The organism is Streptacidiphilus sp. EB129, assembly GCF_041262645.1.
In the GTDB taxonomy this organism is placed as follows: Bacteria; Actinomycetota; Actinomycetes; order Streptomycetales; family Streptomycetaceae; genus Streptacidiphilus.
Genome location: NZ_JBGCCS010000002.1, coordinates 209,483 through 235,437 on the forward strand (window position 1 = coordinate 209,483; position 25,955 = coordinate 235,437).

23 protein-coding genes are annotated in these 25,955 nt (G+C 73.5%); 13 read left to right on the forward strand and 10 right to left on the reverse strand.

Going from position 1 to position 25,955, the window contains the following annotated elements; translation table 11 throughout:
• Nucleotides 1-9 precede the first annotated feature (9 nt).
• The 4 genes from ABH925_RS03165 (at nt 10) to msrB (ending at nt 3,400) form a co-directional block, all read left to right on the forward strand.
• Nucleotides 10-777: a pyrimidine reductase family protein gene (locus tag ABH925_RS03165; RefSeq protein WP_370145179.1), complete on the forward strand. Its 768-nt coding sequence runs from the start codon at nt 10-12 to the stop codon at nt 775-777.
• A 93-nt stretch (nt 778-870) separates the two neighbouring features.
• Complete coding sequence (locus ABH925_RS03170; RefSeq protein ID WP_370145181.1) at nt 871-1,338, forward strand: indole-3-glycerol phosphate synthase; 468 nt, start codon at nt 871-873, stop codon at nt 1,336-1,338.
• Nucleotides 1,339-1,501: 163 nt separating this feature from the next.
• Nucleotides 1,502-2,914, forward strand: coding sequence for a UDP-N-acetylmuramate--L-alanine ligase (murC, locus tag ABH925_RS03175; protein WP_370145182.1), 1,413 nt, complete (start codon nt 1,502-1,504; stop codon nt 2,912-2,914).
• A gap of 78 nt (nt 2,915-2,992) precedes the next feature.
• Nucleotides 2,993-3,400, forward strand: a complete 408-nt coding sequence (gene msrB, locus ABH925_RS03180; protein ID WP_370145184.1) for a peptide-methionine (R)-S-oxide reductase MsrB — start codon at nt 2,993-2,995, stop codon at nt 3,398-3,400.
• Nucleotides 3,401-3,454: 54 nt separating this feature from the next.
• Here msrB and ABH925_RS03185 read toward each other — a convergent pair whose 3' ends face one another.
• Genes ABH925_RS03185 through ABH925_RS03200 form a run of 4 tightly spaced genes read right to left on the reverse strand, consistent with a single transcriptional unit; the run spans nt 3,455 to nt 6,462 of the window.
• Nucleotides 3,455-4,078, reverse strand: coding sequence for a hypothetical protein (locus ABH925_RS03185; RefSeq protein ID WP_370145185.1), 624 nt, complete (start codon nt 4,076-4,078; stop codon nt 3,455-3,457).
• 37 nt (nt 4,079-4,115) lie between these two features.
• Nucleotides 4,116-4,514, reverse strand: a complete 399-nt coding sequence (locus ABH925_RS03190) for a RidA family protein (protein ID WP_370145186.1) — start codon at nt 4,512-4,514, stop codon at nt 4,116-4,118.
• Nucleotides 4,511-5,263 (reverse strand): SDR family NAD(P)-dependent oxidoreductase, encoded by a 753-nt coding sequence (locus tag ABH925_RS03195; RefSeq protein ID WP_370145187.1) that lies wholly within the window; start codon nt 5,261-5,263, stop codon nt 4,511-4,513. The genes ABH925_RS03190 and ABH925_RS03195 overlap by 4 nt, the downstream gene beginning before the upstream one ends.
• Nucleotides 5,260-6,462 (reverse strand): acyl-CoA dehydrogenase family protein, encoded by a 1,203-nt coding sequence (locus ABH925_RS03200; RefSeq protein ID WP_370145188.1) that lies wholly within the window; start codon nt 6,460-6,462, stop codon nt 5,260-5,262. Before ABH925_RS03200 ends, ABH925_RS03195 begins: the two co-directional genes overlap by 4 nt.
• A 230-nt stretch (nt 6,463-6,692) precedes the next feature.
• Between ABH925_RS03200 and ABH925_RS03205 the strand changes: the two genes are divergently transcribed.
• Both ABH925_RS03205 and ABH925_RS03210 read left to right on the forward strand, forming a co-directional pair.
• Entirely contained in the window at nt 6,693-8,294 is a 1,602-nt protein-coding gene (locus ABH925_RS03205; protein ID WP_370145189.1) for an AMP-binding protein, read from the forward strand.
• A gap of 4 nt (nt 8,295-8,298) precedes the next feature.
• Entirely contained in the window at nt 8,299-9,147 is an 849-nt protein-coding gene (locus tag ABH925_RS03210) for a PaaX family transcriptional regulator C-terminal domain-containing protein (RefSeq protein ID WP_370145190.1), read from the forward strand.
• A 189-nt stretch (nt 9,148-9,336) separates the two neighbouring features.
• Here ABH925_RS03210 and ABH925_RS03215 read toward each other — a convergent pair whose 3' ends face one another.
• Together ABH925_RS03215 and ABH925_RS03220 are read right to left on the reverse strand one after the other, a co-directional pair.
• The gene (locus ABH925_RS03215) at nt 9,337-11,580 is read right to left on the reverse strand and encodes a bifunctional salicylyl-CoA 5-hydroxylase/oxidoreductase (protein ID WP_370145191.1); all 2,244 of its coding nucleotides are present in this window, start codon (nt 11,578-11,580) and stop codon (nt 9,337-9,339) included.
• 100 nt (nt 11,581-11,680) lie between these two features.
• Nucleotides 11,681-12,508 carry an enoyl-CoA hydratase family protein gene (locus tag ABH925_RS03220; RefSeq protein WP_370145192.1) on the reverse strand — a complete coding sequence of 276 codons (828 nt, stop codon included), beginning with the start codon at nt 12,506-12,508 and terminating at the stop codon, nt 11,681-11,683.
• 289 nt (nt 12,509-12,797) lie between these two features.
• On the opposite strand from ABH925_RS03220, the gene ABH925_RS03225 reads away from it, so the two are divergent.
• Nucleotides 12,798-13,154: a hypothetical protein gene (locus tag ABH925_RS03225; RefSeq protein WP_370145193.1), complete on the forward strand. Its 357-nt coding sequence runs from the start codon at nt 12,798-12,800 to the stop codon at nt 13,152-13,154.
• A gap of 97 nt (nt 13,155-13,251) precedes the next feature.
• On the opposite strand, the gene hemQ is transcribed toward ABH925_RS03225, so the two are convergent.
• On the reverse strand, nt 13,252-13,971 hold the full coding sequence (gene hemQ, locus ABH925_RS03230; RefSeq protein WP_370145194.1) for a hydrogen peroxide-dependent heme synthase: 720 nt from the start codon (nt 13,969-13,971) through the stop codon (nt 13,252-13,254).
• Nucleotides 13,968-15,437, reverse strand: a complete 1,470-nt coding sequence (gene hemG, locus ABH925_RS03235; RefSeq protein ID WP_370145195.1) for a protoporphyrinogen oxidase — start codon at nt 15,435-15,437, stop codon at nt 13,968-13,970. Before hemG ends, hemQ begins: the two co-directional genes overlap by 4 nt.
• A 160-nt stretch (nt 15,438-15,597) precedes the next feature.
• On the opposite strand from hemG, the gene ABH925_RS03240 reads away from it, so the two are divergent.
• On the forward strand, nt 15,598-16,755 hold the full coding sequence (locus tag ABH925_RS03240) for a DUF4349 domain-containing protein (RefSeq protein ID WP_370145196.1): 1,158 nt from the start codon (nt 15,598-15,600) through the stop codon (nt 16,753-16,755).
• Nucleotides 16,756-16,854: 99 nt separating this feature from the next.
• Here ABH925_RS03240 and hemE read toward each other — a convergent pair whose 3' ends face one another.
• A complete protein-coding gene (hemE, locus tag ABH925_RS03245) occupies nt 16,855-17,925 on the reverse strand; it encodes a uroporphyrinogen decarboxylase (protein ID WP_370145413.1) in 1,071 nt (356 codons plus the stop codon).
• Between the two features lie 108 nt (nt 17,926-18,033).
• Between hemE and ABH925_RS03250 the strand changes: the two genes are divergently transcribed.
• From ABH925_RS03250 to ABH925_RS03270, 5 genes are all read left to right on the forward strand, one after another.
• On the forward strand, nt 18,034-18,672 hold the full coding sequence (locus ABH925_RS03250; protein WP_370145197.1) for a DUF3000 domain-containing protein: 639 nt from the start codon (nt 18,034-18,036) through the stop codon (nt 18,670-18,672).
• A 402-nt stretch (nt 18,673-19,074) separates the two neighbouring features.
• On the forward strand, nt 19,075-19,812 hold the full coding sequence (locus tag ABH925_RS03255) for a LuxR C-terminal-related transcriptional regulator (RefSeq protein WP_370145198.1): 738 nt from the start codon (nt 19,075-19,077) through the stop codon (nt 19,810-19,812).
• 334 nt (nt 19,813-20,146) lie between these two features.
• Entirely contained in the window at nt 20,147-21,331 is a 1,185-nt protein-coding gene (locus tag ABH925_RS03260) for an HRDC domain-containing protein (protein WP_370145415.1), read from the forward strand.
• 239 nt (nt 21,332-21,570) lie between these two features.
• Nucleotides 21,571-22,791, forward strand: coding sequence for an acetyl-CoA C-acyltransferase (locus tag ABH925_RS03265; RefSeq protein WP_370145199.1), 1,221 nt, complete (start codon nt 21,571-21,573; stop codon nt 22,789-22,791).
• Nucleotides 22,791-24,938, forward strand: a complete 2,148-nt coding sequence (locus ABH925_RS03270; RefSeq protein ID WP_370145201.1) for a 3-hydroxyacyl-CoA dehydrogenase NAD-binding domain-containing protein — start codon at nt 22,791-22,793, stop codon at nt 24,936-24,938. The genes ABH925_RS03265 and ABH925_RS03270 overlap by 1 nt, the downstream gene beginning before the upstream one ends.
• A 112-nt stretch (nt 24,939-25,050) precedes the next feature.
• Here ABH925_RS03270 and ABH925_RS03275 read toward each other — a convergent pair whose 3' ends face one another.
• The gene (locus ABH925_RS03275) at nt 25,051-25,935 is read right to left on the reverse strand and encodes a class I SAM-dependent methyltransferase (RefSeq protein WP_370145202.1); all 885 of its coding nucleotides are present in this window, start codon (nt 25,933-25,935) and stop codon (nt 25,051-25,053) included.
• Between the last annotated feature and the right edge of the window lie 20 nt (nt 25,936-25,955).

The following is a 25,955-nucleotide window of genomic DNA, read 5'->3' on the forward strand; positions in this document are numbered from 1 at the left end:
CTCCCCACTATGCGTCGACTGCTGCCTGAGGGCCCGGATGTGACCGACCTCACCACCCTGGAGGGGCTGGCCGAGGCCTACGCCTATCCGGAGGCCACCGACCGGGGGGTGCCCTGGCTGCGCGCCAACATGGTCTCCAGCCTGGACGGGGCGGCCCGGCTGGACGGTCTGTCCGAGGGGCTGTCCTCGGAGGCGGACAAGCGGATCTTCGGCGTGCTGCGCGCGCTGGCGGACGTGGTGGTGGTGGGTGCCCAGACGGTCCGGGCCGAGGGCTACCGCCCGGCCCGGGCCCGGGCCGGCTTCGCCGCCGCACGGTCCGCCCGCGGACAGACTCCGGCCGCCACCATCGCGGTCGTCAGCACCCGGCTGGACCTGGACCTGGACGCCCCGCTGTTCACCGAGCCGCTGACGCCCACCCTGGTGATCACCTGCGGCGCCGCCCCGGCCGCCGCGCTCAAGGCCGCCGAGCAGGCCGCCGAGGTGGTGCTGGCCGGCGACGAGCGGGTCGACCCGGTCGCGCTGGTACGGGTGCTCGCCGAGCGCGGGTGGACCCGGCTGCTCACCGAAGGCGGCCCGAGTCTGCTGGGCCAGTTGGCCGCAGCCGGCGTGCTGGACGAACTGTGCCTCTCGCTGGCGCCGCTGCTGGCCGCCGGGGACGCACCCAGGATCAGCCACGGTCCCACCGCGGCGGCGGGACGGATGGAACTGGTGTCACTCCTTGAGGAGAAAGGTTTCCTCTTCGCCCGCTACGCCCGTAGCGTGAAGTCTGCCGGGTAGCGGAAGCAGATCATCCGGGCAGCCGGTGGCCGGCCTCTCCGCCGGGCATTATCCGAACAGTGGTGCCGGGGGACCGGACGAGAAGGGACGCGCGTGTTCACGACCGTATTGCTGATCGAGAAGGCACTGTCCGAGGCCGACATCGAGCTGATCACCACCCTGCACGGCGACGAGAAGGTCCACTTCCACGTGCTGATGCAGCCCCGCGGCAAGCAGGACGAGTTCCTGCGCGCGGTGGACGACGTCGCCTTCGGCTACCTGGACCGCGCCGCGCACGAGCGGGACGAGCCGCGCGGCGAGGACGCGGTGGACGCCGCCGCGGCCGGTCTCGAACACACGCTGGAGCAGCTGCGCACGGCCGGTGCGGAGGCCAACGGACGGGTGGTCGAGCAGAACCCGCTGCAGGGGCTGCGCGAGGTGGTCGACGACGTCAGCGCGGACGAGGTCATCGTGCTGGCCGCCCCGCACTGGATCGAGGGCCTGTTCCACCGTGACTGGGCCTCGCAGGCCCGGCACAAGGTCGGCGTCCCGGTGCTGCAGCTCTTTGCCCAGCAGGACTGAGTCCGACAAGACCGCCGTCCAACAAGACCGCCGTCCGACAGGACCGCCGTCCAACAAGACCGCCGCCCGGCGGGGTCGGGCCGAGCCGCGCGGAAGGGGGCCCTCGGGACTGGCAGAATCGTTGCTCGACCGACCGCCCCGCCCCGAACTCGGGAGAGCACCAGTGACGTCCCCTGCCCAGCAGAGCGCCTCCGCGAGCACCGCGGACCTCGCCGCACCGCACTTCATCGGGATCGGCGGCGCGGGCATGTCAGGCCTCGCCAAGATCCTGGCCCTGCGCGGGGCGACGGTGTCCGGCAGCGACGCCAAGGAATCGGCGGTGGTGCTGGCGCTCAAGCAGCTCGGCGCCGAGGTCTTCACCGGGCACGCCGCCGAGCACGTGCCGGCCGGCGCCAGCTGCATCGTGGTGTCCAGCGCCATCCGCGCGGACAACCCCGAGCTGGTCGCCGCCGTCGAGCGGGGCCTGCCGGTGATCCACCGCGCCGACGCGCTGGCCGCACTGATGACCGGCCGCCGCGCCCTGGCCGTGGCCGGCACCCACGGCAAGACCACCACCACCAGCATGCTCGCGGTCAGCCTCACCGGCCTGGACCTCGACCCGTCCTTCGCCATCGGCGGCGACCTCGACGAGCCCGGCAGCAACGCCCACCACGGCACCGGTGAGATCTTCGTCGCCGAGGCGGACGAGAGCGACCGCAGCTTCCAGAAGTACTCCCCCGAGGTCGCGATCGTCCTCAACGTGGAGCTGGACCACCACGCCAACTACGCGTCCATGGACGAGATCTACGAGTCGTTCGAGGCCTTCGTGGCCCGGATCGTGCCCGGTGGCACGCTGGTCCTGGACGTGGACCACGCGGGTGCGGCCGAGCTGGCCGCGCGGGTGTCGGGGCGCGCGGACCTGACGGTGGTCCGGGTCGGCGAGTCCGAGGCCGCGGACGTCCGCATCCTGCGGATCACCCCGCGCGGGATGACCAGCGAGGTCACCGTCCGCATCGACGGCGCGGAGCTGACCTTCACCGTCTCCGTGCCCGGCCGCCACTACGCCCACAACGCGGTCGCGGCGCTCGCCGCCGGCGCGGCCATGGGCGTCCCGGCCGCCGAACTCGCCCGGGCCCTGGGCGGCTACCAGGGCGTCCGCCGCCGGCTGCAGCTCAAGGGCGAGGCGCGCGGCGTCCAGGTGATCGACTCCTACGCGCACCACCCCACCGAGATCGCCGCCGACCTGGACGCCATCACCGGCGCCGCCGGCGAGGGACGGGTGCTGGTCGTCTTCCAGCCGCACCTGTTCAGCCGCACCCAGCAGCTCGGCGCGGAGATGGGTGAGGCACTGTCGCGCGCCGACGCGGTGGTCGTCCTCGACATCTACCCCGCCCGCGAGGACCCGGTCCCCGGCGTCACCAGCGACCTGGTCATCGACTCCGCCCGGCGCCACGGCACGGACGTCGTCCCGGCCCACTCGCTGGCCGAGGTCCCCGGCCTGATCGCGGGAATGGCCAAGGACGGTGACCTTGTTCTCACCATGGGCGCCGGGGACGTCACCTCGCTCGGCCCCGAGATCCTCGCCCACCTCGCCTGAGCTCCCGAGCACTTGAGCTCCTGAGCTCCTGAGCTCCTGAGTCCCCGACAGTCAGCACCCCTCGCACCGGAGGCCGGTATGCCGTACGAGATCGAGAAGTCCGACGCCGAGTGGCGCGAGCAGCTCACGCCGCAGGAGTACGCCGTCCTCCGCCAGGCCGGGACGGAGCGCCCCGGGGTCGGCGAGTACACCGACACCAAGACCGAAGGCGTGTACTCCTGCCGCGCCTGCGGCAACGAGCTCTTCAGCTCGGAGACCAAGTTCGACAGCCACTGCGGCTGGCCGTCCTACTTCTCCCCGCTGGCCGAGGAGCGGGTGGAGTACATCGAGGACACCACCATGGGGATGCGCCGGGTCGAGGTCCGCTGCGCGAAGTGCGGCTCCCACCTGGGCCACGTCTTCGAGGGCGAGGGCTACGGCACTCCCACCGACCAGCGCTACTGCATCAACTCCATCTCGCTGACGCTGCGCCCCAAGGGCGCGTAGCCGGGAGGGTGGCCGCCCCGCGCCCGCGCGGGGCGGCCACCCGAGGGTTCGCGGTCAGGCGGTGTGCGGTGACGGCGCCCGGGATGCCCGGCGCCAGGCTGCCAGGACCGCGAGGACGATGGCCACGCCGACGGCGGTCTCGGCCGCGCAGAGCAGCCAGGAGCCCTGGTCATAGCCCAGCGCCTCGCGCCAGACCCAGGGTTCGGCCAGGAAGGGCATCCCCAGCGCGAGCCCTGCGGGAAGCCGTCGGCCCCGTCCCCAGAGGTGGCCGATCAGGCCGTAGGCGGTGCCGGCCGCCAGCGCCGCCAGAACCCAGGGGGCGATGAACACCAGCCACTGCCCCAGGTTGTCCGACACCCTGGCCGGCAGTGCAGTGTGCTGTCCTCGCGGCCCGGGGTGCTGGTCGACGAGGAGAAAGCGACCGTAGAAGCCGACCACGCACGCGACCTCGGCGGCAACGCCCGATGCCGACGCCCACAGCCGTGACCGTTGGGCCCAACCGCAGGCCCAACCGCACAGGAACGCCAGCGCCAGCCAGGGGCTGGCGAGGTTGCCGACCCAGAGGACCCCGACTCCCGACGGTGACGGGATCAGCGAGGTCGCCAGTCCGAACAGTCCGCCCCCCAGGGCCGACACCGCCACCAACCCCACCCTGCTCTTCATCGCCCCGCTCTTCATCGGCGCAGCGTACCCACCGACGGCGTGGGGCGGTCGGTCAGGGCAGGACGGCGATAGCCTCCAGTTCGACCAGGGCTTCCTGGTCCCAGAGGCGGACGACGCCGATCAGGGCCATCGCCGGGTAGTCGCGGCCGGCCCGCTCGCGCCAGACGCGGCCGATCTCGGCCGCATGGGCACGGTAGTCCTCGGGGTCGGTGGCGTAGACGGTGAGCCGGGCCAGCTGGGCCGGCTCACCGCCGGCCGCCGAGAGGGCGGTCAGCAGGTTGGCCAGGGCGCGGTCGAACTGCTCGACCACGCCGTCGCCGCGGACCGTGCCGGCCCGGTCGAGCGCGGTCTGGCCGGCCAGGAAGACCAGGGTCCCGCCGGTCGCGGTGACCGCGTGGCTGAAGCCACTGGGCGGAGCCAGCTCGGGTGGGTTGATCCGCTTCAGCGTCATGACTGGACTCCTCCTCCGTCGACGGTGATGCCCTGGCCGTTCAGCGACTCCTGCTCCAGCAGCAGTCGCACCACCGCGGCGACCTCGGCCGGCCGGATCAGACGGCCGATCGGCTGCATGCCCGCGAGCACCGCACGGGCCTGCTCCTCGGTCCTGCCGGTGCGCTCCACGATCGCGGCAACGGTGGCGTCGGTCATCGGCGTGTCCACGTAGCCGGGGCAGACCGCGTTCACGGTCACCCCGGTGCCCGCGAGCTCCGCGGCACTGGCCCGGACCAGGCCGAGGACGCCGTGCTTGGCCGCGCTGTAGGCCGACACGTACGGCTGGCCGACCTTGGCCGCGACCGAGGCGATCACCACGATCCGGCCCCAGCCCGCCGCCCGCATCGGGGGCAGCGCCCGGCGCAGGCAGCGGAACGGGGCGGTGAGGTTGACCGCGAGCTGCGCCTCCCAGATCTCGTCGGTGGTCCGCTCCAGCGGGGCCGCCGCGCCCGCGCCGGCTGCGGCGACCAGCACCTCGGCCGGTCCCCACTCCTCCTCGACCCGGGTGAACAGGGCGTCCACGTCCCCGGGCAGGGTCAGGTCGACGGGGACGGCCAGGCTGGGCCCCGGCAGCCGGTCCGCCGCCGCGCGGAGCGCCCCGGCGTCGCGGGCGGCCAGGACGACCCGGTGCCCGGCGGCGGAGAGGTCCTCCGCCACCGCGAGCCCGATGCCACGGCTGCCGCCGGTGACCACACAGACCCGGCTCACCGGTACAGCTCCCGGGCGATGATGCTGAGCTGCACCTCGGATGCTCCCTCGTAGATCCTCGGCGCCCGCACCTCGCGGTACAGGTGCTCCAGCAGGTGCCCCTGACGCAGTGCCCGGGCGCCGTGGATCTGCACGGCGGCGTCCACCACGTACTGGGCGGTCTCGGTGGCGAAGAGCTTGGCCATCGCGGCTCGTCCGGTGGGGCCGTGCAGGCCGGTGGGCTTCTCCCCCGGTTCGTCGTACGCGGCGGCGGCGGCGTGGACCAGTAGCCGGGCGGCCTCGGTCCTGGTCGCCATCTCGGCCAGCCGGTGCCCGACCGACTGCAGGTCGCGCAGCGGGCCGCCGAAGGCCTGCCGCTGGGCGGCGTGGTCGCGGGCGGCGTCCAGCGCGGCCTGGGCCATGCCCACCGCGAAGGCGCCGACGCTGGGGCGGAACAGGTCGAGGGTGCGCATCGCCACCCGGAACCCCTGGCCGGGCTCGCCGAGCAGGTCGTCCCGGCCGACCGGGACCCCGTCGAAGACCAGCCGCCCGATCGGGTGCGGGGAGAGCATCGCCAGTGGCTCCCCGCTGAGCCCCGGCCGGCCGGCCGGGACCAGGAAGGCGGTCACCCCCCGGGCACCCGCGTCCGGGCCGGTCCTGGCGAAGACGGTGTAGAGGTCGGCCTCGGGGGCGTTGGAGATCCACAGCTTCTCGCCGCTGAGCCGCCAGCCGCCGGCGCCGTCCGGCACCGCGGCCAGCTCCAGCGCACCGGCGTCGGAGCCCGCACCCGGTTCCGACAGCGCGAACGCGGCGACCGCGCGGCCCGCCGCCACCTCCGGCAGCCAGGCCGCGATCTGCGCCTCGGTCCCGCTCTGCAGCACCGGGTAGGCGCCCAGTCCCTGCAGCGCCAGCGCGGTCTCCGCCTCGGTGCACACCCGGGCCAGCGACTCGCGCAGCAGGCAGAGGTCGAGCGCGGCCGCCTGCCGCAGCCCGTGCCCGGTTCCCCCGCCGACCGAGTCGCCGCCCGCGCCGCCCATGCCACCGCCGACACCGGGGAACAACCGGGCGAGCAGGCCCAGCCGCCCCAGCTCCGCCAGCAACGGCCGGTTCACCCGCCCCGGTTCACCCGCCGCCGCGAGCGGCAGCAGCCGGTCCACGGCCAGCGCGCGCACCTCGGCGCAGAAGGCCTGCTGCTCCTTGTCGAGCCTGAACGCCGTCATCGGACTCCCTCCGTCCCGGCGGTCGCGTTCCCCGCCTTCCCCATTCATATCGCGGATGGTTGACTGCCGTCACCAACGCGCTAGCCTGGCGGAGCACGTCCGGCGCCGAGGCCGTCCGGCGCCGGGCACGTCCCGGATCCGAACGGTCCGACACCGAAGCGTTCGACGCTGAGCACCTTCGGCAGTCGGGACCCACCCGGTCCCGCCACGGTGAGGGGGTACCACCCACCATGCACCTGCTCCCCTCCGCACACCTCGACGGCTTCGCCCGCGACCATCTGCCGGCCGCCGACGACTGGCCCGAACTGCGGTTCGACCTGCCCGAGTTGCGCTACCCGGACCGGCTCAACTGCGGGGCCGAACTGCTGGACCGCACCATCGCCGAGCACGGCGCCGAGCGGCCGTGCCTGTGGACCGAGGACGGCGGCGGCTGGAGCTACGGCGAGCTGCGCGACCACACCGACCGGATCGCGCGGGTACTCACCGAGGAACTGGGCGTGCGGCCCGGCAACCGGGTGCTGCTGCGCGGCAGCACCACTCCGTGGCTGGTGGCCTGCTGGCTCGCGGTGATGAAGGCCGGAGCGGTCGCGGTGACCGTGCTGGCGGCCCAGCGCCGGGGCGAGCTGGCCACCATGGTCGAGATCGCCGACGTGCGGTACGCCCTCTGCGACTCCCGGGTGCTGGACGAGCTGCTCGCGGTCGAGGCCCCACCGCTGCGGGTGACCGGGTTCGACGAGCTGCGGGACCGGGCCGCCAAGCAGTCCGGCGCCCCGTTCACCGCGGTCCCCACGTCCAGCGACGACGTCGCGCTGATCGCCTTCACCTCGGGCACCACCGGCCGGCCCAAGGGCTGCATGCACTTCCACCGCGACGTGCTGGCCATCGCCGACACCTTCTCCCGGCACGTGCTGAGGCCCACCCCCGACGACGTGTTCGCCGGCACCCCGCCGCTCGGCTTCACCTTCGGACTGGGCGGCCTGGTGGTCTTCCCGCTCCGGGCCGGTGCCTCCAGCGTGCTGCTGGAGGCACCCGGCCCGACCACCCTGCCCGCCTTGATCGAGCGCCACCGGATCAGCGTGCTGTTCACCGCGCCGACCGCCTACCGGGTCCTGCTCGACCACCTGGACGAGGCCGACCTCAGCTCGCTGCGGCGCTGCGTGTCGGCCGGCGAGAACCTGCCGGCCGCCACCTGGCAGGCCTGGTCCGACCGCACCGGCCTGCGTCTGATCAACGGCATCGGGGCGACCGAGCTGCTGCACATCTTCATCTCCGCCGCCGACGAGGACGCCCGTCCGGGCGTCACCGGGACGCCGGTCCCCGGCTTCCGGGCCCGGGTCGTCGACGCCGACGGCGCGGAGGTCCCGGACGGGACGCCGGGCCTGCTGGCCGTGCAGGGCCCGACCGGCTGCCGCTACCTGGACGACCCGCGCCAGCGCGACTACGTGCGGGACGGCTGGAACCTCACCGGCGACACCTACATCCGCGATCCGGAGGGGCGCTACCACTACCAGGCCCGGGCCGACGACATGATCATCTCCTCGGGCTACAACATCGCCGGGCCCGAGGTCGAGGAGGCGTTGCTGCGCCACCCCGACGTCCGCGAGGCCGCCGTCATCGGCGTGCCGGACCCGGCGCGCGGCCAGCTGGTGACGGCCTTCGTCGTCCTGGCCGACGGGGTCCCGCCGGACCAGGCCACCGTCAAGACGCTGCAGGACTTCGTGAAGGGCGCCATCAGCGCCTACAAGTACCCGCGGGCGATCGAGTTCCGCGACGCGCTGCCGCGCACACCCACGGGCAAACTGCAGCGCTTCAAGCTGCGCTCTCTAAAGTGACCGTATGACCGCTCCGACCCCGACCACGCCCCCGGTCGTCACCGCCGACGCGCCCGGCTCACTGCTCGTCACCTTCTTCGGCGCGCACGGACGCGACCTCGGCGGGTGGATCGCCGTGGGCGACCTGATCCGGCTGATGGCCACGGTCGGCGTGGAGGCGCAGCCGGTGCGGTCCGCCGTGTCCCGGCTCAAGCGGCGCGGCTTCCTGGTGGCCACCCCGCTGGGCGGCGTCGCGGGGTACGCGCTGTCCGACGCCGCGCGGCAGCTGCTGGCCGACGGCGACCGCAGGATCTACGCCGAGCGCACGCCGAGGCTCGCCGACGGCTGGGTGCTGGCGCTGTTCTCGGTGCCCGAGAGCCAGCGCAACAAGCGGCACCTGCTGCGCTCACGGCTGGCCCGGCTGGGGTACGGGACGGCGTCGCCGGGGGTGTGGCTGGCCCCCGCGCACCTCTACGAGGAGACCCGGCACGTCCTGGAGCGGCTCGGCCTGACCGAGTACACCGACCTGTTCCGCGCCGAGCACCTGGCCTTCCAGGCCACACCGGAGGCGGTGCGCCGCTGGTGGGACCTGCCCGAACTGGCGCGGTCCCACGAGGAGTTCCTGGACCTGAACGAACCGGTGCTGACCCGCTGGAACCGGCGCAGGAACCTCCCGGCGGAGGAGGCGTTCGCCGACCACCTGCGCGCGGTGGACAGCTGGCGCCGGCTGCCCTACCTCGACCCCGGGCTGCCGCCGGAGCTGCTCCCCGCGGACTGGCCCGGGGTGCGGGCCGCCCGCGTCTTCCACGACCTCGACTCCCGCCTACGCGGCCCGGCCGCCGCCTATGTCTCCGACATCGTGAAGGGCCACTGAACGCACGACGCCGGCCACGCACCTACCTCAGGGGCGCGGGGCTCTGCTTGATCAACTTCCTGCGCTGCCAGCCCTCCACGGAGGTGCATGGTTGGCAGCGCAGTTCCCCGCGCCCCCAGGTTGTAGGTGGTTGCTCATCTGCACACGGTTCCCCGCGCCCCTGAGGTAGTAACGGGGTTGCTCGCGTGCCTAGAGGCGCCTGCCGGTCTGGGGCCTGCGGCTGCCCGCGCGGTACTGGACCGGCCAGTCCACGCCCGGGCCGGCATAGGCCTGTTCCGCGGCCGCGTGCAACGTCCAGTGCGGGTCGTAGAGGTGTGGCCGCCCCAGCGCGACCAGGTCGGCGCGGCCGGCCAGCAGCAGCGAGTTGACGTCGTCCCAGGACGACACCGCGCCGACCGCGATCACCGGCACCCCGAGCCGGTTGCGGATCGCGTCCGCGAACGGCGTCTGGTAGGAGCGGCCGTACTCGGGCCGCTCGTCCGGGGTGACCTGGCCGGTCGACACGTCGATGGCGTCCGCGCCGTGCGCGGCGAACGCGCGGGCGATCTCCACCGCCTCCTCGACGCCGTTGCCGCCCTCGGCCCAGTCGGTGGCCGAGATCCTGACCGTCATCGGCCGCTGCTCCGGCCACACCTCCCGTACCGCGTCGAAGACCTCCAGCGGGAACCGGAGCCGCCCCGGAAGATCCCCGCCGTACCCGTCGGTGCGCCGGTTGGTCAGCGGGGACAGGAAGCCGGACAGCAGGTAGCCGTGCGCGCAGTGCAGTTCCAGCAGGTCGAAGCCGGCCGCCGCGCCCATCCGCGCGGAGGCGGTGAAGCGGTCGCGGATCGCCCTCATCCGGTCGGCGTCCAGTTCCTCCGGAACCTGGTTCAGGCCCGGACGGTAGGCCAGCGGCGAGGCCGCGACCAGCGGCCAGCCCTGCTCCCCGGGCAGCGGCTGGTCCATCCCCTCCCACATCAGCCGGGTCGCGCCCTTGCGTCCCGAGTGGCCCAGCTGCAGCCCGACCGCCGCCCCGCTGCGCTCGTGCACGAAGGAGGTGATCCGGCGCCAGCCGGCCTCGTGCTCCGGCGCGTACATCCCGGTGCAGCCGGGGGTGATCCGGCCCTCGGCGCTGACGCAGACCATCTCGGTCATCACCAGCCCGGCCCCGCCCAGCGCCCTGGCGCCCAGGTGCACCAGGTGGAAGTCGTCCGGGGTGCCGTCGGTCGCGGAGTACATGTCCATGGGCGAGACCACGACCCGGTTGCGCAGCGTCAGACCGCGCAGCCGGAACGGGGTGAACATCGGCGGGGTGCCCGCCTCGGCGAACTCCGCCTCCGCCGCGGCCACGTACGCCGGGTCCCGCAGCCGCAGGTTGTCGTGGGTGATCCGGCGGCTGCGGGTGAGCAGGTTGAAGGCGAACTGCCAGCCCGGCTGGCCCAGGTACTGGCCCAGATTCTCGAACCACTCCAGGCTGGCCGTGGCCGCGCGCTGGGTGGACTCCACCACTGGACGGCGCTCCGCCTCGTAGGCGGCCAGGGCCGTCGCGACCGGCTGGTCCCGGTGCTCGCGCAGGGCGGCGGCCAGGGCCAGGGCGTCCTCCATCGCGAGCTTGGTGCCCGACCCGATGGAGAAGTGCGCGGTGTGCGCGGCGTCGCCGAGCAGCACCACGTTGCCGTCGTACCAGCGCTCGTTGCGGACCGTGGTGAAGGCGATCCAGCGCGAGTCGTTGCCGCGCAGCGGGTGACCGGCCAGCAGGTCGGCGAAGAGCTTCTCGCACGCGGCGATGCTCTGCCGCTCGTCCATCCGGTCGAAGCCGGCCCGGCGCCAGACCTCCTCGCGCATCTCCACGATGACCGTGCCGGCGTCGGCCGAGTAGGGGTAGCCGTGCAGTTGCATGACGCCGTGCTCGGTCTGCAGCACCTCGAAGCGGAAGGCGTCGAGGTGCAGGTCGGTGCCGAGCCAGATGTAGCGGCAGCGGTGCCGGCGCAGGCCGGGCCGGAAGGCCTCGGCCCGCTCGGTCCTGGTCGCCGATCCGACCCCGTCCGCGGCGACCACCAGGTCGTGGCCGCAGGCGAGTTCGGCGACGGGCGGGGCCTCGGTGCCGAAGCGCAGGTCGACGCCGAGATCACGGCAGCGGTCCTGCAGGATGCCGAGCAGCCGGGCCCTGCTGGTGGCCGCGAAGCCGTGCCCGCCGCTGGTGAACACCTGCCCGGACACGTGGATGTCGATGTCGTCCCAGCGGGCGAAGCCGTCCGCGAGCGCCCGGTGCACCACCGGGTCGGCGTCCTCGATGCCGCCCAGGGTCTCGTCGGAGAGGACGACGCCGAAGCCGAAGGTGTCGCCCGGGGCGTTGCGCTCCCAGAGGGTCACCTCGTGCGCCGGGTCCCCCTGCTTGACCAGTGCGGCGAAGTAGAGCCCACCGGGGCCTCCGCCGGTCACGGCGATCCGCACCGCGCACCTCCCTCCCGGCCCGCCCGGGCCGCACTCCCACCGTATAGCGTTATCAGTACGTCCGTCACCAGTACGCTATCCGTGCTCGGCTGTCGCCCGATCAGCGGCCCTGCCACCGCGGGGCGCGCTTCGCGGTGAAGGCGGCGTGGAACTCGGCGTAGTCGGCGCTCTTCATCAGCAGCGCCTGGGTCATCGCCTCCAGCTCGACCGAGGAGGCCAGGCTCATGTCCAGTTCCTGGGTGAGCAGCGCCTTGGTCTGCGCCAGGGCGAAGGCCGGGCCTTCGGCCAGCCGCCGGGCCAGCGCGGTGACCGCGCCGTCCAGCTCCTCGTCCGCGACCAGCTCGCTGACCAGGCCGTAGCGGTCCGCGGTCGCGGCGTCGACGGTGTCGCCGAGCATCAGCAGCTTGGTCGCGTGGCCGAGGCCGACCAGCCGGGGCAGCAGATAGGCCGAGCCCATGTCCGCCCCGGCCAGCCCCACCCTGGTGAACAGGAACGCGAACCGCGCCGAGCGGGCGACCACCCGGAAGTCGGCGGCCAGCGCCAGGACCGAGCCGGCCCCGGCGGCGATCCCGTGGATCGCCGCGACGATCGGGACCGGGCACTCCCGCATCGCCCGCACCACCTGCCCGGTCATCCGGGTGAAGTCGAGCAGTTCGTCGGGCCGCATCGCCAGCGTGGCGCCGATGATCTCGTCCACGTCCCCGCCCGAGCAGAAGCCGCGGCCCTCGCCGCGCAGCACCAGCGCCCGGGTGTCGCCGCGGTGCGGCAGCTCGGTCAGCAGGTCGCGCAGGTCGGCGTAGGACTCAAAGGTCAGCGCGTTCAGCTTCTCGGGGCGGTCCAGGGTCACCGTGGCCACGCCGTCGGCCCGGGTCAGCCGGAAGTGGCGCCAGTCCTCGGTGAACGGCACGGATCCTCGAAACGGGCTCATCCGCCATCGCTCCCATCACTCGCATCGCACAGTTGCGACTGTCGTCACGAGAACGATATGACAGCGCAGAGCAAAGGTGAACGGGGCCGGAACAGGCGCGGAGTATGACATGACCGCGCGGACGCGAAAGGGGCCTAACGGAGCAAGTCGCTCAGCGGGCTCGTTGAAAGCTCAAATCTAGCTCTGAAAACGGGGGGTGACTCTTCCCCGTCGCACGGCCAGAGGACATGCTCAGCGTCAAGGAGCCGGGTGCGGGGGACCCGGCTCCTCGCGGCTTTCGGAGGTACGGATGAGCCTCGACGCGGCCTTCATCACGTCCACTGCCATCGTCGGACTGGCCTCGGTCAACCAGCTCTGGAGCGCGGCGCGCAGCCGCCACCGGCCGGACACGACCGAGTCCTGGCGGTGCACCGCCGCCAGACGCCGACGGCAGGCCAACCGGTTGATGGCCTGGGCCCTGCTGCTGACCCTGGCACTCGGCGCGGCGGCCACGCTCGCCTGGGCCGACAGCACCATCCAGGGCAACCTGATCGGCAGTTATCCGCCGCTGCTGGGGCCACTGGTGCTCTTCGTCGCCGGCGTCGCCGTCTCGTTCCTGGCCCATGCCATCGCCGGTCCCGGGCGCTCGCGGCGGCTGCGCCGCTGAACGGCGTCGCCCGCACCAGCCGGGAAGCCGCACCGGATCAAGGGCCGGTGCGGCTTCCTGTACTACAGGCGGGGTGCCGGTGCGACAGGCGGGGTGTTCAGGCGAGCCCGGCCAGGAGTTCGCCGATCGGGCGGCGGCGGCCGGTGAAGAAGGGGACCTCCTCGCGGACGTGGAGGCGGGTCTCCGAGGCGCGCAGGTCGCGCATCAGGTCCACGATCCGGTAGAGGTCGTTCGCCTCGAACGCCAGCAGCCACTCGTAGTCGCCCAGCGCGAACGAGGCGACCGTGTTGGCCCGCACGTCGGGGTAGCCCCGGGCCAGCTGACCGTGCTCGGAGAGCAGGCGGCGGCGCTCGGCGTCCTCCAGCAGGTACCACTCGTAGGAGCGGACGAAGGGGTAGACGCAGATGTAGTCACGCGGCGTCTCGTCGGCCAGGAACGCCGGGATGTGCGACTTGTTGAACTCGGCCGGGCGGTGCAGCGCCATGTTCGACCAGACCGGCTCCAGCGCGCGGCCCAGCGCGGTGCGACGGAAGCGGTTGTACGCCTCCTGCAGGTCGTCGCTGTTCTCGGCGTGCCACCAGATCATCAGGTCCGCGTCGGCGCGCAGCCCGGAGACGTCGTAGGTGCCGCGGACGGTGACGTCCTTCTCCGCGAGCTGTGCGAACAGTTCCTCGACCTCGGCCGCGTGGCCCCGGCGGTCGTCCGGCAGCACGTCCTTCAGCCGGAAGACCGACCAGAGGGTGTAGCGGATGACCTCGTTGAGGTCCCGCGCCTTCTTCTTTGTTTCGGCGCTCTTGGTGTCGTTGCTCTCCGTCATGGCTCCATTGTCCCTTCCGTGCGGAGTGCTCCCTGCACCAGGTCCGCCCGCACCAGCTCCGCCGCGCGCCGGCCGGAGGCGATGCAGGCGGGGATCCCCACACCCTGGTACGCGGCCCCGCACAGCGCCAGACCGGGGACGTCGGCCAGGTGCTTCTCGATCCTGGCCACCCGGTCCAGGTGGCCGACCGGGTACTGCGGCAGCCCCGCGCGCCAGCGGGTCACCGTGCTCGCGTAGGGGACGGCGGCGATGCCGGCCGCCTCGTGGAGGTCGTGCAGCGAACGGGCGACCAGCTCGGCGTCGTCCAGGTCGAGGTCCTGCTCCTCGTGGTGGCGGCCGACCGAGGTGCGCAGCACGAAGCTGTCCGGCGCGGCCGCGGCGAGCCAGCCCCACTTGTTGCTGGAGAAGGTGGACGCCTTGATCGTGCGCCGGTCCACCGGCGGCACCAGGAAGCCGCTGCCCTGCAGCGGTCCGAGCTCGGCGCGGCGGAAGGCCAGGGTCACCAGCGCCATCCCGGCGTACTCGACGGCGGCCAGCTCGGTCGCGGCCCCCGGCACCTCGGCGGCCAGCAGCCGGGCCGCGACCGGCGCGGGCACCGCGACCACCACGGCGTCCGCGGGCAACAACCCGGTGCCGGTCTGCACGGTCCAGCCGTCCGGGGTGCGCCGCAGCGCAGTCGCCCCGGTCCCGAGGCGCAGCTCGACCCCCGCTGCCCGGCAGGCTTCGGCGACCGCGAGCGGCAGCCGCCCGATGCCGCCGTCGATGCCCTGGAACACCGGCGCCGGGTTGGCCGGGGCGGCGGCCTGCAGCTCCCGCACCCCGGCGATCAGCGACCCGCCGCGCTGCGCCAGCGGCAGCAGCTGCGGCACCGCCGCGCGCAGCGAGATCAGGTCGGCGTGGCCGGCGTAGACGCCGCCGAGCAGCGGCTCGACCAGCCGGTCCACCACCTCGCGGCCGAGCCGCGCCGCGACGTACGCGCCGACCCCGACGTCCGCGCCCACCTCGCTCGCCGCCATCGTCAGGTCCTCGGCGATCCGGGCCATCCCGGCCGGCGAGACCACCCCGGAGGCGGCCAGCGCGTCCAGGTCCCCGGGAACGCCCATGACGTGCCCGGTCGGCATGGGGCGCAGCCCGCCCCTGGTCCAGATCGCCGCCTTGGCCGTGGCCGGGGGCTGCAGCGCCGTCCCGAGACCGACCGCGCGGGCCAGTGCCACCGCCTCGGGGCGCCGGGCCAGCATCGACTCGGCGCCCAGGTCGACCGGGATTCCGTCGAGCTCGCCGGAGCGGAGCTTGCCGCCGAGCCGCTCCCCGGCTTCGAGGAGGGTGACCCGGGCGCTCGGGGTGCCGCCGTCCGCACCGCTGAGGCGGGCCGCGGCGGCGAGGCCGGCGATGCCGCCGCCCACCACGACCACATGGGGCAGGTCGGCACCGGGCGCGACGACAGGGGGCAGGGCGTCACTGTGCATGTCCCTCACTCTCGCACACGCTCGCACACGCCACTGGAGCACCCGCAGCGCCCGGATCGTGACCTCGATGTGACGCGGCGTCGGGAACCCGGGCACCGGTCGGACGGTCCAATCGCCGGACGGGCCGCACCGCGCGGGCCGTCGCGCCGAGGGGGCAGCGATGAGGGGCAGAACAGGCAGCCGGAACGGTGGAGCAAGACGGTCGGCGACGGCACTGGGCGCGCTGATGCTGGCCGGAGGGCTGGCATTGGGGGCGTGCAGCGGGTCCGGTTCCGGCAGCAGCGCCTCGGCGGGTGGCAACCCGGCGGCCGCGCCGAGGGCGGCGGCGAACGGGGCGGCCGGTGTCGGGGCGGCCGGTACCGGGGGTGACGCCGCCGCCCCGGCCGCGAAGGCGCCGGGCGGCGCCGGCGTGCTCACGGCCGGGCAGATCCAGGCCGCGCAGGCGGCCCGGTCCATGATCTACACCGGCCAGATCCAGCTGCGGACCGGCAGTGTGAACGCCGCCGCGGCCCGGGCCACGGCGCTGGCCGCGGCGGTGGGCGGCTACCTCGACTCTGAGGTGACCGGCACCGGCGGCTACCTCCCGGGCGTGGGCGTGCCCACCCCCGTGTACGGCTCCGAGGCGGGCTCCGGTGCCACCGCCCAGCAGCCGCAGCAGCCGCTGCCGCAGCCCACCGACTCCAGCGGCGACACGGCCCAGCTGGTGCTGCGGGTCCCGGCCGCCTCGTTCGGCCCGGTCTACCAGCAACTGCTCGGCCTGGGCCAGGTGCTGGGACAGCAGCAGGCCGCGCAGGACGTCACCCAGCAGGTCGTCGACATCGACAGCCGTGTGAAGTCCGCCCAGGCCAGCCTTGACCGGGTGCGGGCGCTGTACGACCGGGCCCAGAACATCACCGACGTGACGGCGCTGGAGCAGGACCTGACCCAGCGCGAGTCCGACCTGGAGTCGCTGGAGGCCCAGCAGCAGGCGCTGCAGTCGCAGACGGCGATGTCGACGGTGACGCTGCAGCTCTACGCCAACGCCACGGCGGCCGCGCCCGCTCCGGGCAAGGGCACCGGCTCGGCCATGATGGACGCCCTGCGCGGCGGCTGGCACGCGCTCTACGTCGCCGTCCGGGGCCTGCTGGTCGGCCTCTCGGCCGCGCTCCCGTTCCTGCTGCCGCTGGCACTGATCGCCTGGCTGGTCCGCAGGTTCCGCCGGCCCGGCCGCACCGCGCTCCTCGACGGGCCGGGGACCGGGCCCGCTCCGGAGACCGGGTCAGCGGCGGAGATCGAGTCAGCAGCGCAGACCGACGGGGCGGCCGACGCGGAGTCCTGACCGCGTCGGCGACCACGCCGACCGTCTCAGTTCACCGCGAACGCTGGGGGCGCCGGGCAGTCTGCCCGGCGCCCCCAGGGATGGCCTGCTGTCGCGTCGTCAGCGCCCGTGCTCGTGCACGTGGGCGACCAGGCGGGACAGCGCGTCCGGGTCGGTGCTGGGCAGCACCCCGTGGCCGAGGTTGAAGATGTGGCCGCGACCGCTGGCCGCGGCGGCCGCCAGCACCTCGTCGGCCTTCTGCCGCACCGCCGCCTCGGGGGCGAAGAGCAGCGTCGGGTCGAGGTTGCCCTGCAGCGCCTTGCCCGGCGCCACCCGGCCCGCCGCGACGTCCAGCGGGACCCGCCAGTCCACCCCGACGACGTCGGCGCCGGCGTCGCCCATCAGGCCCAGCAGTTCACCGGTGCCCACGCCGAAGTGGATCCTCGGCACGCCGTATCCGGCGACCGCGTCGAAGACCTTCGCACTGGCCGGCATCACCCGGGTCCGGTAGTCCTCGGGCGCCAGCGCGCCGACCCAGGAGTCGAACAGCTGCACCGCCGAGACGCCGGCCTCGATCTGCACCTTGAGGAAGCCCGCGGTGATCTCCGAGAGCCGGTCCAGCAGTTCCTGCCACAGCTCCGGGTCGCCGTACATCAGCGCCTTGGTGTGCTCGTGGTTCTTCGACGGGCCGCCCTCGACCAGGTAGCTGGCCAGCGTGTACGGGGCACCGGCGAAGCCGATCAGCGGGGTCGCGCCCAGCTCGGCGACCAGCAGCCCGATGGCCTCGGTCACGTAGGAGACGTCGTCCGGCTCCAGCGCCCGCAGCTGCGCGAGGTCCGCGCGGCTGCGGATCGGGTTGGCCACGACCGGCCCGATGCCGGGCTTGATGTCCAGGTCCACGCCGATGGCCTTGAGCGGCACCATGATGTCGCTGAAGTAGATGGCCGCGTCGACCTTGTGGCGGCGCACCGGCTGCAGGGTGATCTCCTTGACCAGCTCCGGCATCATGCAGGAGTCCAGCATGGGGATGCCTTCGCGGATCTTCAGGTACTCCGGCAGCGAACGCCCCGCCTGGCGCATGAACCACACCGGCGTGTGCGGCACCGCCTCGCCCCGGCAGGCGCGCAGGAACGCGGAGTCCTGCACCCCGCTACGGCCCTGGCCGCCCTGCGGCCCCTTGCTCTCACTCACGCTGCTGGTCTCGGTCACGGGTCAAATCCTCGCACGCGGGGAAGCCGACCCGCGCCGCGCCCGTGGTGCCTCCGCCATCGGGAGGTGCCCGCGTCTTAGTCTTCCGGCATGGCAGCGGTCAGCGGGAACCAAGCGAGCGAGGACGGCGCTCTCGGCGTTCCGTCGGCCTTCCGGGCGGCAGTGGAGCAGTTGCGCGGTGCGCGGCTGCGTCCCGAGGTGGTGATCGGGGACACTCCGGCCCCGCGCAAGCTCGCCCCCTACGCCTTCGCCCTCACCGCCACGGTCGAGGTGGACGGCATGGACCTGGCCGACGGCCGGCTGGTACTGCTGCACGAACCGAACGGGCACGACGCCTGGAACGGCGAGTTCCGGCTGGTCACGCTGGGGCGTGCCGAGCTGGAGCCGGAGATGGGCGGGGACCCGATGCTCTCCGAGGTCGGCTGGTCCTGGCTGACGGACGCGCTGGAGCAGCAGGGCGCGAGCTACATCGAGCCCAGTGGCACGGTGTCGCGGTGCTCCTCGCAGTACTTCGGCGCGCTCGCGGACCGCGAGAGCTCGACCGAGATCGAGATCCGGGCCTCCTGGACGCCGACCGGCGGCGGCTTCGCCGAGCACCTGCGGGCCTGGTGCGAGCTGCTGTGCCTGTGCGCCGGGCTGCCGCCGACGCCGGGGCCCGGTGCGCCGAGCCGGCCGCTGGACACGCCGAGCGGCGTGGTGCCGATGCCCACCCGCCGCCGGTCGAGCTGAGCCCGCCTTTCCTCCGCAGGCCGGTCCGCGCCCACACCTCAGCCCACGCCCGCACCTCAGCCCACATGCGAAGGCGGGTCCTGCTCGCACACGGGTGTGGCCGGCACTCCGGTTCCGCCGGCACCCGGATCGTGCTCGCACCTCGGTTCACGCTCTCAGAAATCCAGACATCTCGGGCGGCCGTTCGGCGTGTCGACCACTTTTGATCACTTTAGAGTGACTTACGCTCGATCGAGTTGGCCAAATTGCACGAACCGCCCGATTTGTCGCTCACTCAATCGTGATCATTCGCTAAAGCCCAACCCTGATCGTGCCGAAGCAGTCAGTGACCCTTTCCACACGAGGACCCCTCCCATCGGCGCCTGTCGGCCGGGTCTTCGCGCCATCCCCTCAGGAGGCCTGGTGTCTGTTCTTCTCGAGCACCCCGCAAACCTGGTCGCCTATCGTCCGACCAAGCCCACTGCGATGGTGGTCGTCGCGGACCCTCGGGTCCGCAGCACTGTCACCCGTCATCTGTGGGCCCTGGGCGTTCGCGACGTGATCGAGGCTTCATCCCTCGCCGAGGCCCGTCCCCGGGTCGGCACCCCGCGCGACATCTGCGTCGCAGACGTCCACCTCCCGGACGGCTCGGGGCTGGCCATCCTCGCCGAGACCCGGGCCGCGGGCTGGCCCAACGGCCTGGCCCTGTCCGCCGCCGACGACATCGGCGCGGTCCGCAGCGCGCTCGCCAGCGGGGTGAAGGGGTACGTGGTCACCGGCACCCGGGTCAACGCCGGGCTGCCGCAGCGGCCGGGCATGCCCGGGGTGAACGGCGGCAGCGGACTGGGCACCCGGCCCGGCCTGCCGGGCCACCTGCGCCGTCCGGGCATGCCGGGCGGACCGACCGGCCCCGGCGGCGCGCCCGGAGCGGTGGGCGCGCCGGGCACTCCCCCGCCGCCGGCCTACCGCGAGCTGTCCGGCCGCGAGGTGGAGGTGCTGCGCCTGGTGGCGGAAGGTCAGTCGAACAAGGCCATCGGCGTCGCCATGGGCCTGTCCGCGCTGACGGTCAAGAGCCACCTGGCCCGGATCGCCCGCAAGCTGGGCACCGGCGACCGGGCCGGCATGGTCGCCGTGGCGCTGCGCACCGGCATCATCCACTGATCCCGACCTGACGCCGGCGGCGGCCCGACGCCCCGCCGAGCCGGCCCCCGGGTCGTCGCCACGACCCGCGCCCCATCCTCCGAGGGAACGTTCCTCCTCCGGTCGGTGGGGCGTACGGGCGTAGGCTTGCCGGGTGACCGACGCCCGCGAAGCCACCACCGACACCGCCGAAGCCCAATCCGCGCTCCACGCCGCCGAGGCAGTCGTCGCCGACGGCGCCCACGCGGCCTCGGACCGTGCAGCCGCGGACGGCGCCGCCGCCGCGAAGGCCGAGGCAGGGGCGGGGGCAGCGGCCGACGTCCAGGCCGAAGCTCCGGCCGACGCCCCGGTCCCGCTGCTGGAACCGCGCGAGGGCATCCCGCCCGTGGTCGCGGACGCCGCGGCGCTCGCCGAGGTGGTGGCCCGGTTCGCGGCCGGGACCGGCCCGGTGGCCATCGACGCCGAGCGGGCCTCCGGCTACCGCTACGGACAGCGCGCGTACCTGGTCCAGCTGCGCCGCGAGGGCGCCGGCAGCACCCTGATCGACCCGGTCGGCTGCCCCGACCTGTCCGCCCTCGGCGCGGCCCTGGCCGACACCGAGTGGGTGCTGCACGCCGCCACCCAGGACCTGCCCTGCCTGGCCGAACTGGGCATGCGGCCCGGCCTGCTGTTCGACACCGAGCTGGCCGGACGGATCGCCGGCTTCCCCCGGGTGGGCCTCGGCCCGATGGTGGAGAGCGTGCTCGGCTACACCCTGGAGAAGGGCCACTCGGCCGTCGACTGGTCCACCCGCCCGCTGCCCGAGCCCTGGCTGCGCTACGCCGCCCTGGACGTCGAGGTGCTGGTGGACCTGCGGGACGCGCTGGAGCGGGAGCTGGCGGAGCAGGGAAAGCTGGAGTGGGCCCGGGAGGAGTTCGCCGCGATCGTCGCCGCGCCTCCGCCGCCGCCGCGGGTGGACCCCTGGCGCCGTACCTCCGGCGTCCACAAGGTGCGCCGGCGCCGGCAGCTGGCCGCCGTCAGGGAGCTGTGGCAGACCCGGGACAAGGTGGCCAGGGAGCGCGACGTCTCGCCGGGACGGATCCTCTCCGACGCCGCGATCGTCGCGGCCGCGCTGGCGATGCCGCTGAACGTGCACAGCCTGCAGGGGGTGCCCGGCTTCGGTCCGCGGATCCACCGCCGGGCGCTGGAGCAGTGGCTGGGGGCCGTCGACACCGCCCGCGCCGTGCCCGAGGCGCAGCTGCCGCCGTCCTCCGCCCCGCACGAGGGTCCGCCGCCGCCGCGCTCCTGGGCGGAGAAGGACCCGCTGGCGGCGGCGCGGCTGTCGGCCGCCCGGGAGGCGGTGGTCGAGCTGGCCGGGTCGCTGAACCTCCCGCAGGAGAACCTGCTGTCGCCGGAGCTGGTGCGGCGGGTCTCCTGGACCCCGCCGGCCCCGGCCACCGTGGAGGCGATCGCCGAGGCGCTGCGCGGCCACGGCGCCCGCGGCTGGCAGGTGGAGCTGACCGCCCCGGCCCTGGCCCGGGCCTTCACGACACCGGCCTGACCTGCCGCGACCCCTGGCCCCGGCCTCCGCCGGAATCCCCACCCCGACCCGCTCCACCCGCCGCTCCTGGCCCCGCCGGGACCCGCGGGCGGGGTTGCCGGGGACGGGGCTACTCACAAGTGTTACTAGCGGGTAGCATCTGTTCCAGGACACCGTGGTCGGCCACGGGCGTCCTTCTCGGTCCAGCTGGGCCGCTACGTCATTTGGGCCCCACAAGGGGACTTGGGAGGAGAGCCACCGTGCCTCGTACCGCAAGGGACGTCGTCTTCGTCGACGGCGTCCGCACCCCGTTCGGCAAGGCAGGACCGAAGGGCATCTTCGCGGAGACCCGCGCCGACGATCTGGTGATCAAGGCGATCCGCGAACTGCTGCGCCGCAACCCGAGCCTCGACCCCGCCCGCGTGGACGAGGTCGCCATCGCCGCCACCACCCAGATCGGCGACCAGGGCCTGACCCTGGGCCGTTCCGCCGCGCTGCTGGCGGGCCTGCCGAAGACGGTGCCCGGCTACTCCATCGACCGGATGTGCGCCGGCGCCATGACCGCCGCCACCTCGGTGGCCGGCGGCATCGCCTTCGGCGCCTACGACATCGCCATCGCCGGCGGTGTCGAGCACATGGGCCGCCACCCCATGGGTGAGGGCGTCGACCCCAACCCGCGCTTCCTGTCCGAGAAGGTCGTCGACGAGTCGGCGCTGTTCATGGGCATGACCGCGGAGAACCTGCACGACCGCTTCCCGCACCTGACCAAGGAGCGCTGCGACGCCTACGCGGTCCGCAGCCAGGAGAAGGCCGCCAAGGCGTACGCCAACGGCATGATCCAGCCCGACCTGGTGCCGGTCGCGGTGCGCCGCACCAACGAGGCGGCCGGCGAGACCGGCTGGGGCCTGGCCACGGTCGACGAGCCGATGCGCCCGGGCACCACCATGGAGTCGCTGGCCGGCCTGAAGACCCCGTTCCGCCCGCACGGCCGGATCACCGCGGGCAACGCGGCCGGTCTGAACGACGGCGCGACCGCCTCGCTGATCGCCGCCGAGGACGTGGCCCGCGAGCTGGGCCTGCCGGTCAAGATGCGCATGGTCTCCTACGCCTACGTCGGCGTCGAGCCCGAGGTCATGGGCATCGGCCCGGTCCCGGCCACCGAGAAGGCGCTGGCCAAGGCCGGTCTGACGATCGCCGACATCGGCGCGTTCGAGATCAACGAGGCCTTCGCCGTGCAGGTCCTGTCGATGCTGGACCACTTCGGCATCGCCGACGACGACGAGCGGGTCAACCCGTACGGCGGCGCCATCGCCTACGGCCACCCGCTGGCCTCCTCCGGCGTGCGCCTGATGACGCAGCTGGCGCGGCGCTTCGAGGAGCGTCCCGAGGTCCGCTACGGCCTCACCTCCATGTGCATCGGCATGGGCATGGGCGCAACGGTCATCTGGGAGAACCCCAACTTCATTGAGGGAAGCAAGTGATGACCGACACCACCGCGCTGCTGAAGCGCGCTCACGAGCTCTTCCCGGACGAGGTCGTCACCTCCGCCCACGTCCGGCACCTGGACCTGCCGCTGGGCACCGGCCGCTTCGCGCTGATCACGCTGGACAACGGCTTCGACCACACCAAGCCCACCACCTTCGGCCCGGGCTCACTGGCCAGGCTGAGCGAGGCGCTGGACCAGGTCGAGCGCGAGGCCGCGGCCGGCGAGATCGCCGCCGCCGGCATCACCGGCAAGCCGTTCATCTTCGCGGTCGGCGCCGACCTCAAGGGCGTCGAGGTGCTCAAGGAGCACAGCGACGCGCTGGCCATCGGCAAGGGCGGCCACGACGTCTTCAAGCGGATCGCCGCCCTGCCCGTCCCGACCTTCGCCTTCTACAACGGCGCGGCGATGGGCGGCGGCGTCGAGGTCGGCCTGCACTGCGACTACCGCACCGTCAGCACCGGCGTCCCGGCGTTCTCGCTGCCGGAGTGCTTCCTCGGCCTGGTCCCCGGCTGGGGCGGCTGCACCATCCTGCCCAACCTGATCGGCCCGCAGAAGGCGATCTCGGTCATCATCGAGAACTCGCTCTCGCAGAACCGCCAGCTCAAGGGCAAGCAGGTGTTCGACCTGGGCATCGCCGACGCGATCTTCGCGCCGGCCGACTTCCTGGAGCAGTCGCTGCTCTGGGCGGCCACCGTGCTCAAGGGCGAGACCGTGGTCGAGCGCCCCGAGATCGACCGTGGCGAGGCCTGGGACGCCGCCGTGGCGGCCGGCCGGGCCATTGCCGACTCCAAGGTGCACGGCGCCGCTCCGGCCCCGTACCGGGCGCTGGACATCATCGCCGCGGCCAAGGACGCCACCCTCAAGGACGCAGCCAGCCTTCAGAAGGGCTTCGACGCCGAGGACGCGGCGCTGGCCGACCTGATCATGGGCGGCGAGCTGCGCAGCGGCATCTACGCCTTCAACCTGGTGCAGAAGCGCGGCAAGCGCCCGTTCGGTGCGCCGGACAAGTCGCTGGCCCGTCCGGTCACCAAGGTCGGCGTGGTCGGCGCGGGCCTGATGGCCTCGCAGCTGGCGCTGCTGTTCGCCCGTCAGCTCAAGGTGCCGGTGGTGCTCACCGACATCGACCAGGAGCGCGTCGACAAGGGCGTGGGCTACGTCCACGGCGAGATCGACAAGCTGCAGGCCAAGGGCCGGCTCAACCAGGACGCCGCGAACCGCCTCAAGGGCCTGGTCACCGGCTCGCTCGACAAGGCCGCCGCCTTCGGCGACGCGGACTTCGTGATCGAGGCCGTGTTCGAGGAGATGGGCGTCAAGCAGCAGGTGTTCGCGGACGTCGAGGCCGTGGTCTCGCCGACCTGCGTGCTGGCGACCAACACCTCCTCGCTGTCGGTCACCGAGATGGCCTCCAAGCTGCAGCACCCCGAGCGGGTCGTCGGCTTCCACTTCTTCAACCCGGTCGCGGTGCTGCCGCTGCTGGAGATCGTCCGGGGCGAGAGCACCGACGACGCCTCGCTGGCCACCGCGTTCGGCGTGGCCAAGTCGCTGAAGAAGACCGCCGTGCTGGTCAAGGACGCCCCGGCGTTCGTGGTCAACCGGATCCTGACCCGCTTCATGGGCGAGATCCAGACCGTCATCGACGAGGGCACCCCGATCGACGCGGTCGAGAAGGGCGTGGAGCCGCTGGGCCTGCCGATGTCCCCGATCGTGCTGATCGAGCTGGTCGGCCCGGCCATCGCGCTGCACGTGTCGGAGACCCTGCACGCAGCCTTCCCGGAGCGCTTCGCGGTCTCCGAGAACCTGGCGCGGGTGGTCAAGGCCGGCAAGCGCGGCTTCTACACCTGGGCGTCCGGCCATCAGGAGATCGACCCCGAGGTCGCGGCCCTGCTGCAGGTCGGCGACGTGGTGCTGACGCCGGAGCAGGTCCTGGACCGGGCCCTGACGGCGGTGGCGCAGGAGATCGCGCTGATGCTGGAGGAGGGCGTGGTCGCCGAGGCGCAGGACGTCGACCTCTGCCTGATCACCGGTGCGGGCTGGCCCTTCCACCTCGGCGGGATCACCCCCTACCTGGACCGCAGCGGCGTCTCCGAGCGGGTCAACGGCAAGCCGTTCCTCGCCCCCGGCGTCGCCAGCGTCCCGGCCTGAGGCGAGCCTGACCGGTAATGCCTGACAGGGGCGTGGGCCCCGCTCCGTCAGCCGGGTGCGCGACCAGCGCGCCCGGCTCGACGGGACGGGGCACCACGCCCCTGTCGCGCTTTCAGCTCCGGGCGTCGGTGTCCCGGGTGCGCAGCACCGCCGAGATGAGCCCGCCGGGGCCCTCGTCGCGCTGCGGCGGTTCGCTGAACGGACGGCCGTAGGCGGCGCCGCGCTCGCGCAGGGTGAACGCCTCGGCGTCCCAGCCGAGGCCGGCCAGCCAGCCGACCGGATCCTCCGGCATCTCGGACACCCACATCGCGGCGGGTGTCCCCCGGTCCTGGGAGAAACGCTCCAGCACGCCACGGCCGCCCAGGGTGAGGCCCATCCGGCTGCCCGGCGCGGAGAGCTCCCCGACGCGGCCGAGGAGTACGGCCACGGCCTCCTCGGGGAGGTAGATCAGCAGCCCCTCGGCGATCCACACGGTGGCGGCGCCGGGGTCGAACCCGGCCCCGAGCAACGCGGCCGGCCAGTCGTCGCGCAGGTCCACCGCAACGGTGATCCGCTCGCAGGCCGGTTCGGCCCGCTCGGCCCGCAGCACCGACTCCTTGAACTCCAGCGGCTCCGCCGTGTCGACCTCGAACAACCTGGTCTTCGCCGGCCAGTCCAGCCGGTAGGCCCTGCTGTCCATGCCCGCGCCCAGCAGCACCACCTGGCGTACCCCGGCCGCGGTCGCCGCGTCCAGCAGGTCGTCCAGGAACCTGGTCCTGACCACGATCGAGAAGGCCACCCCGGTCCAGCGCCGCCACGCCGCCTGCTCGGCCTCGGAACGCTCCCGCTCCGGGGTCTCCGCAGTACGCGGGCTCAGCGACAGCCCGCCCGCGGTGGCGAAGGCCGCCGCCAGCGGATCACGGAACAGCGCGGCCTCACCCCGGGCGCTCTCCAGCGCCCGGATCCGGGCCACCCCCACGGCCGTCGCCCACACTCCGGACGGCTGGACAGTACTCATCTGCGCTCCCCCTGGCTCAT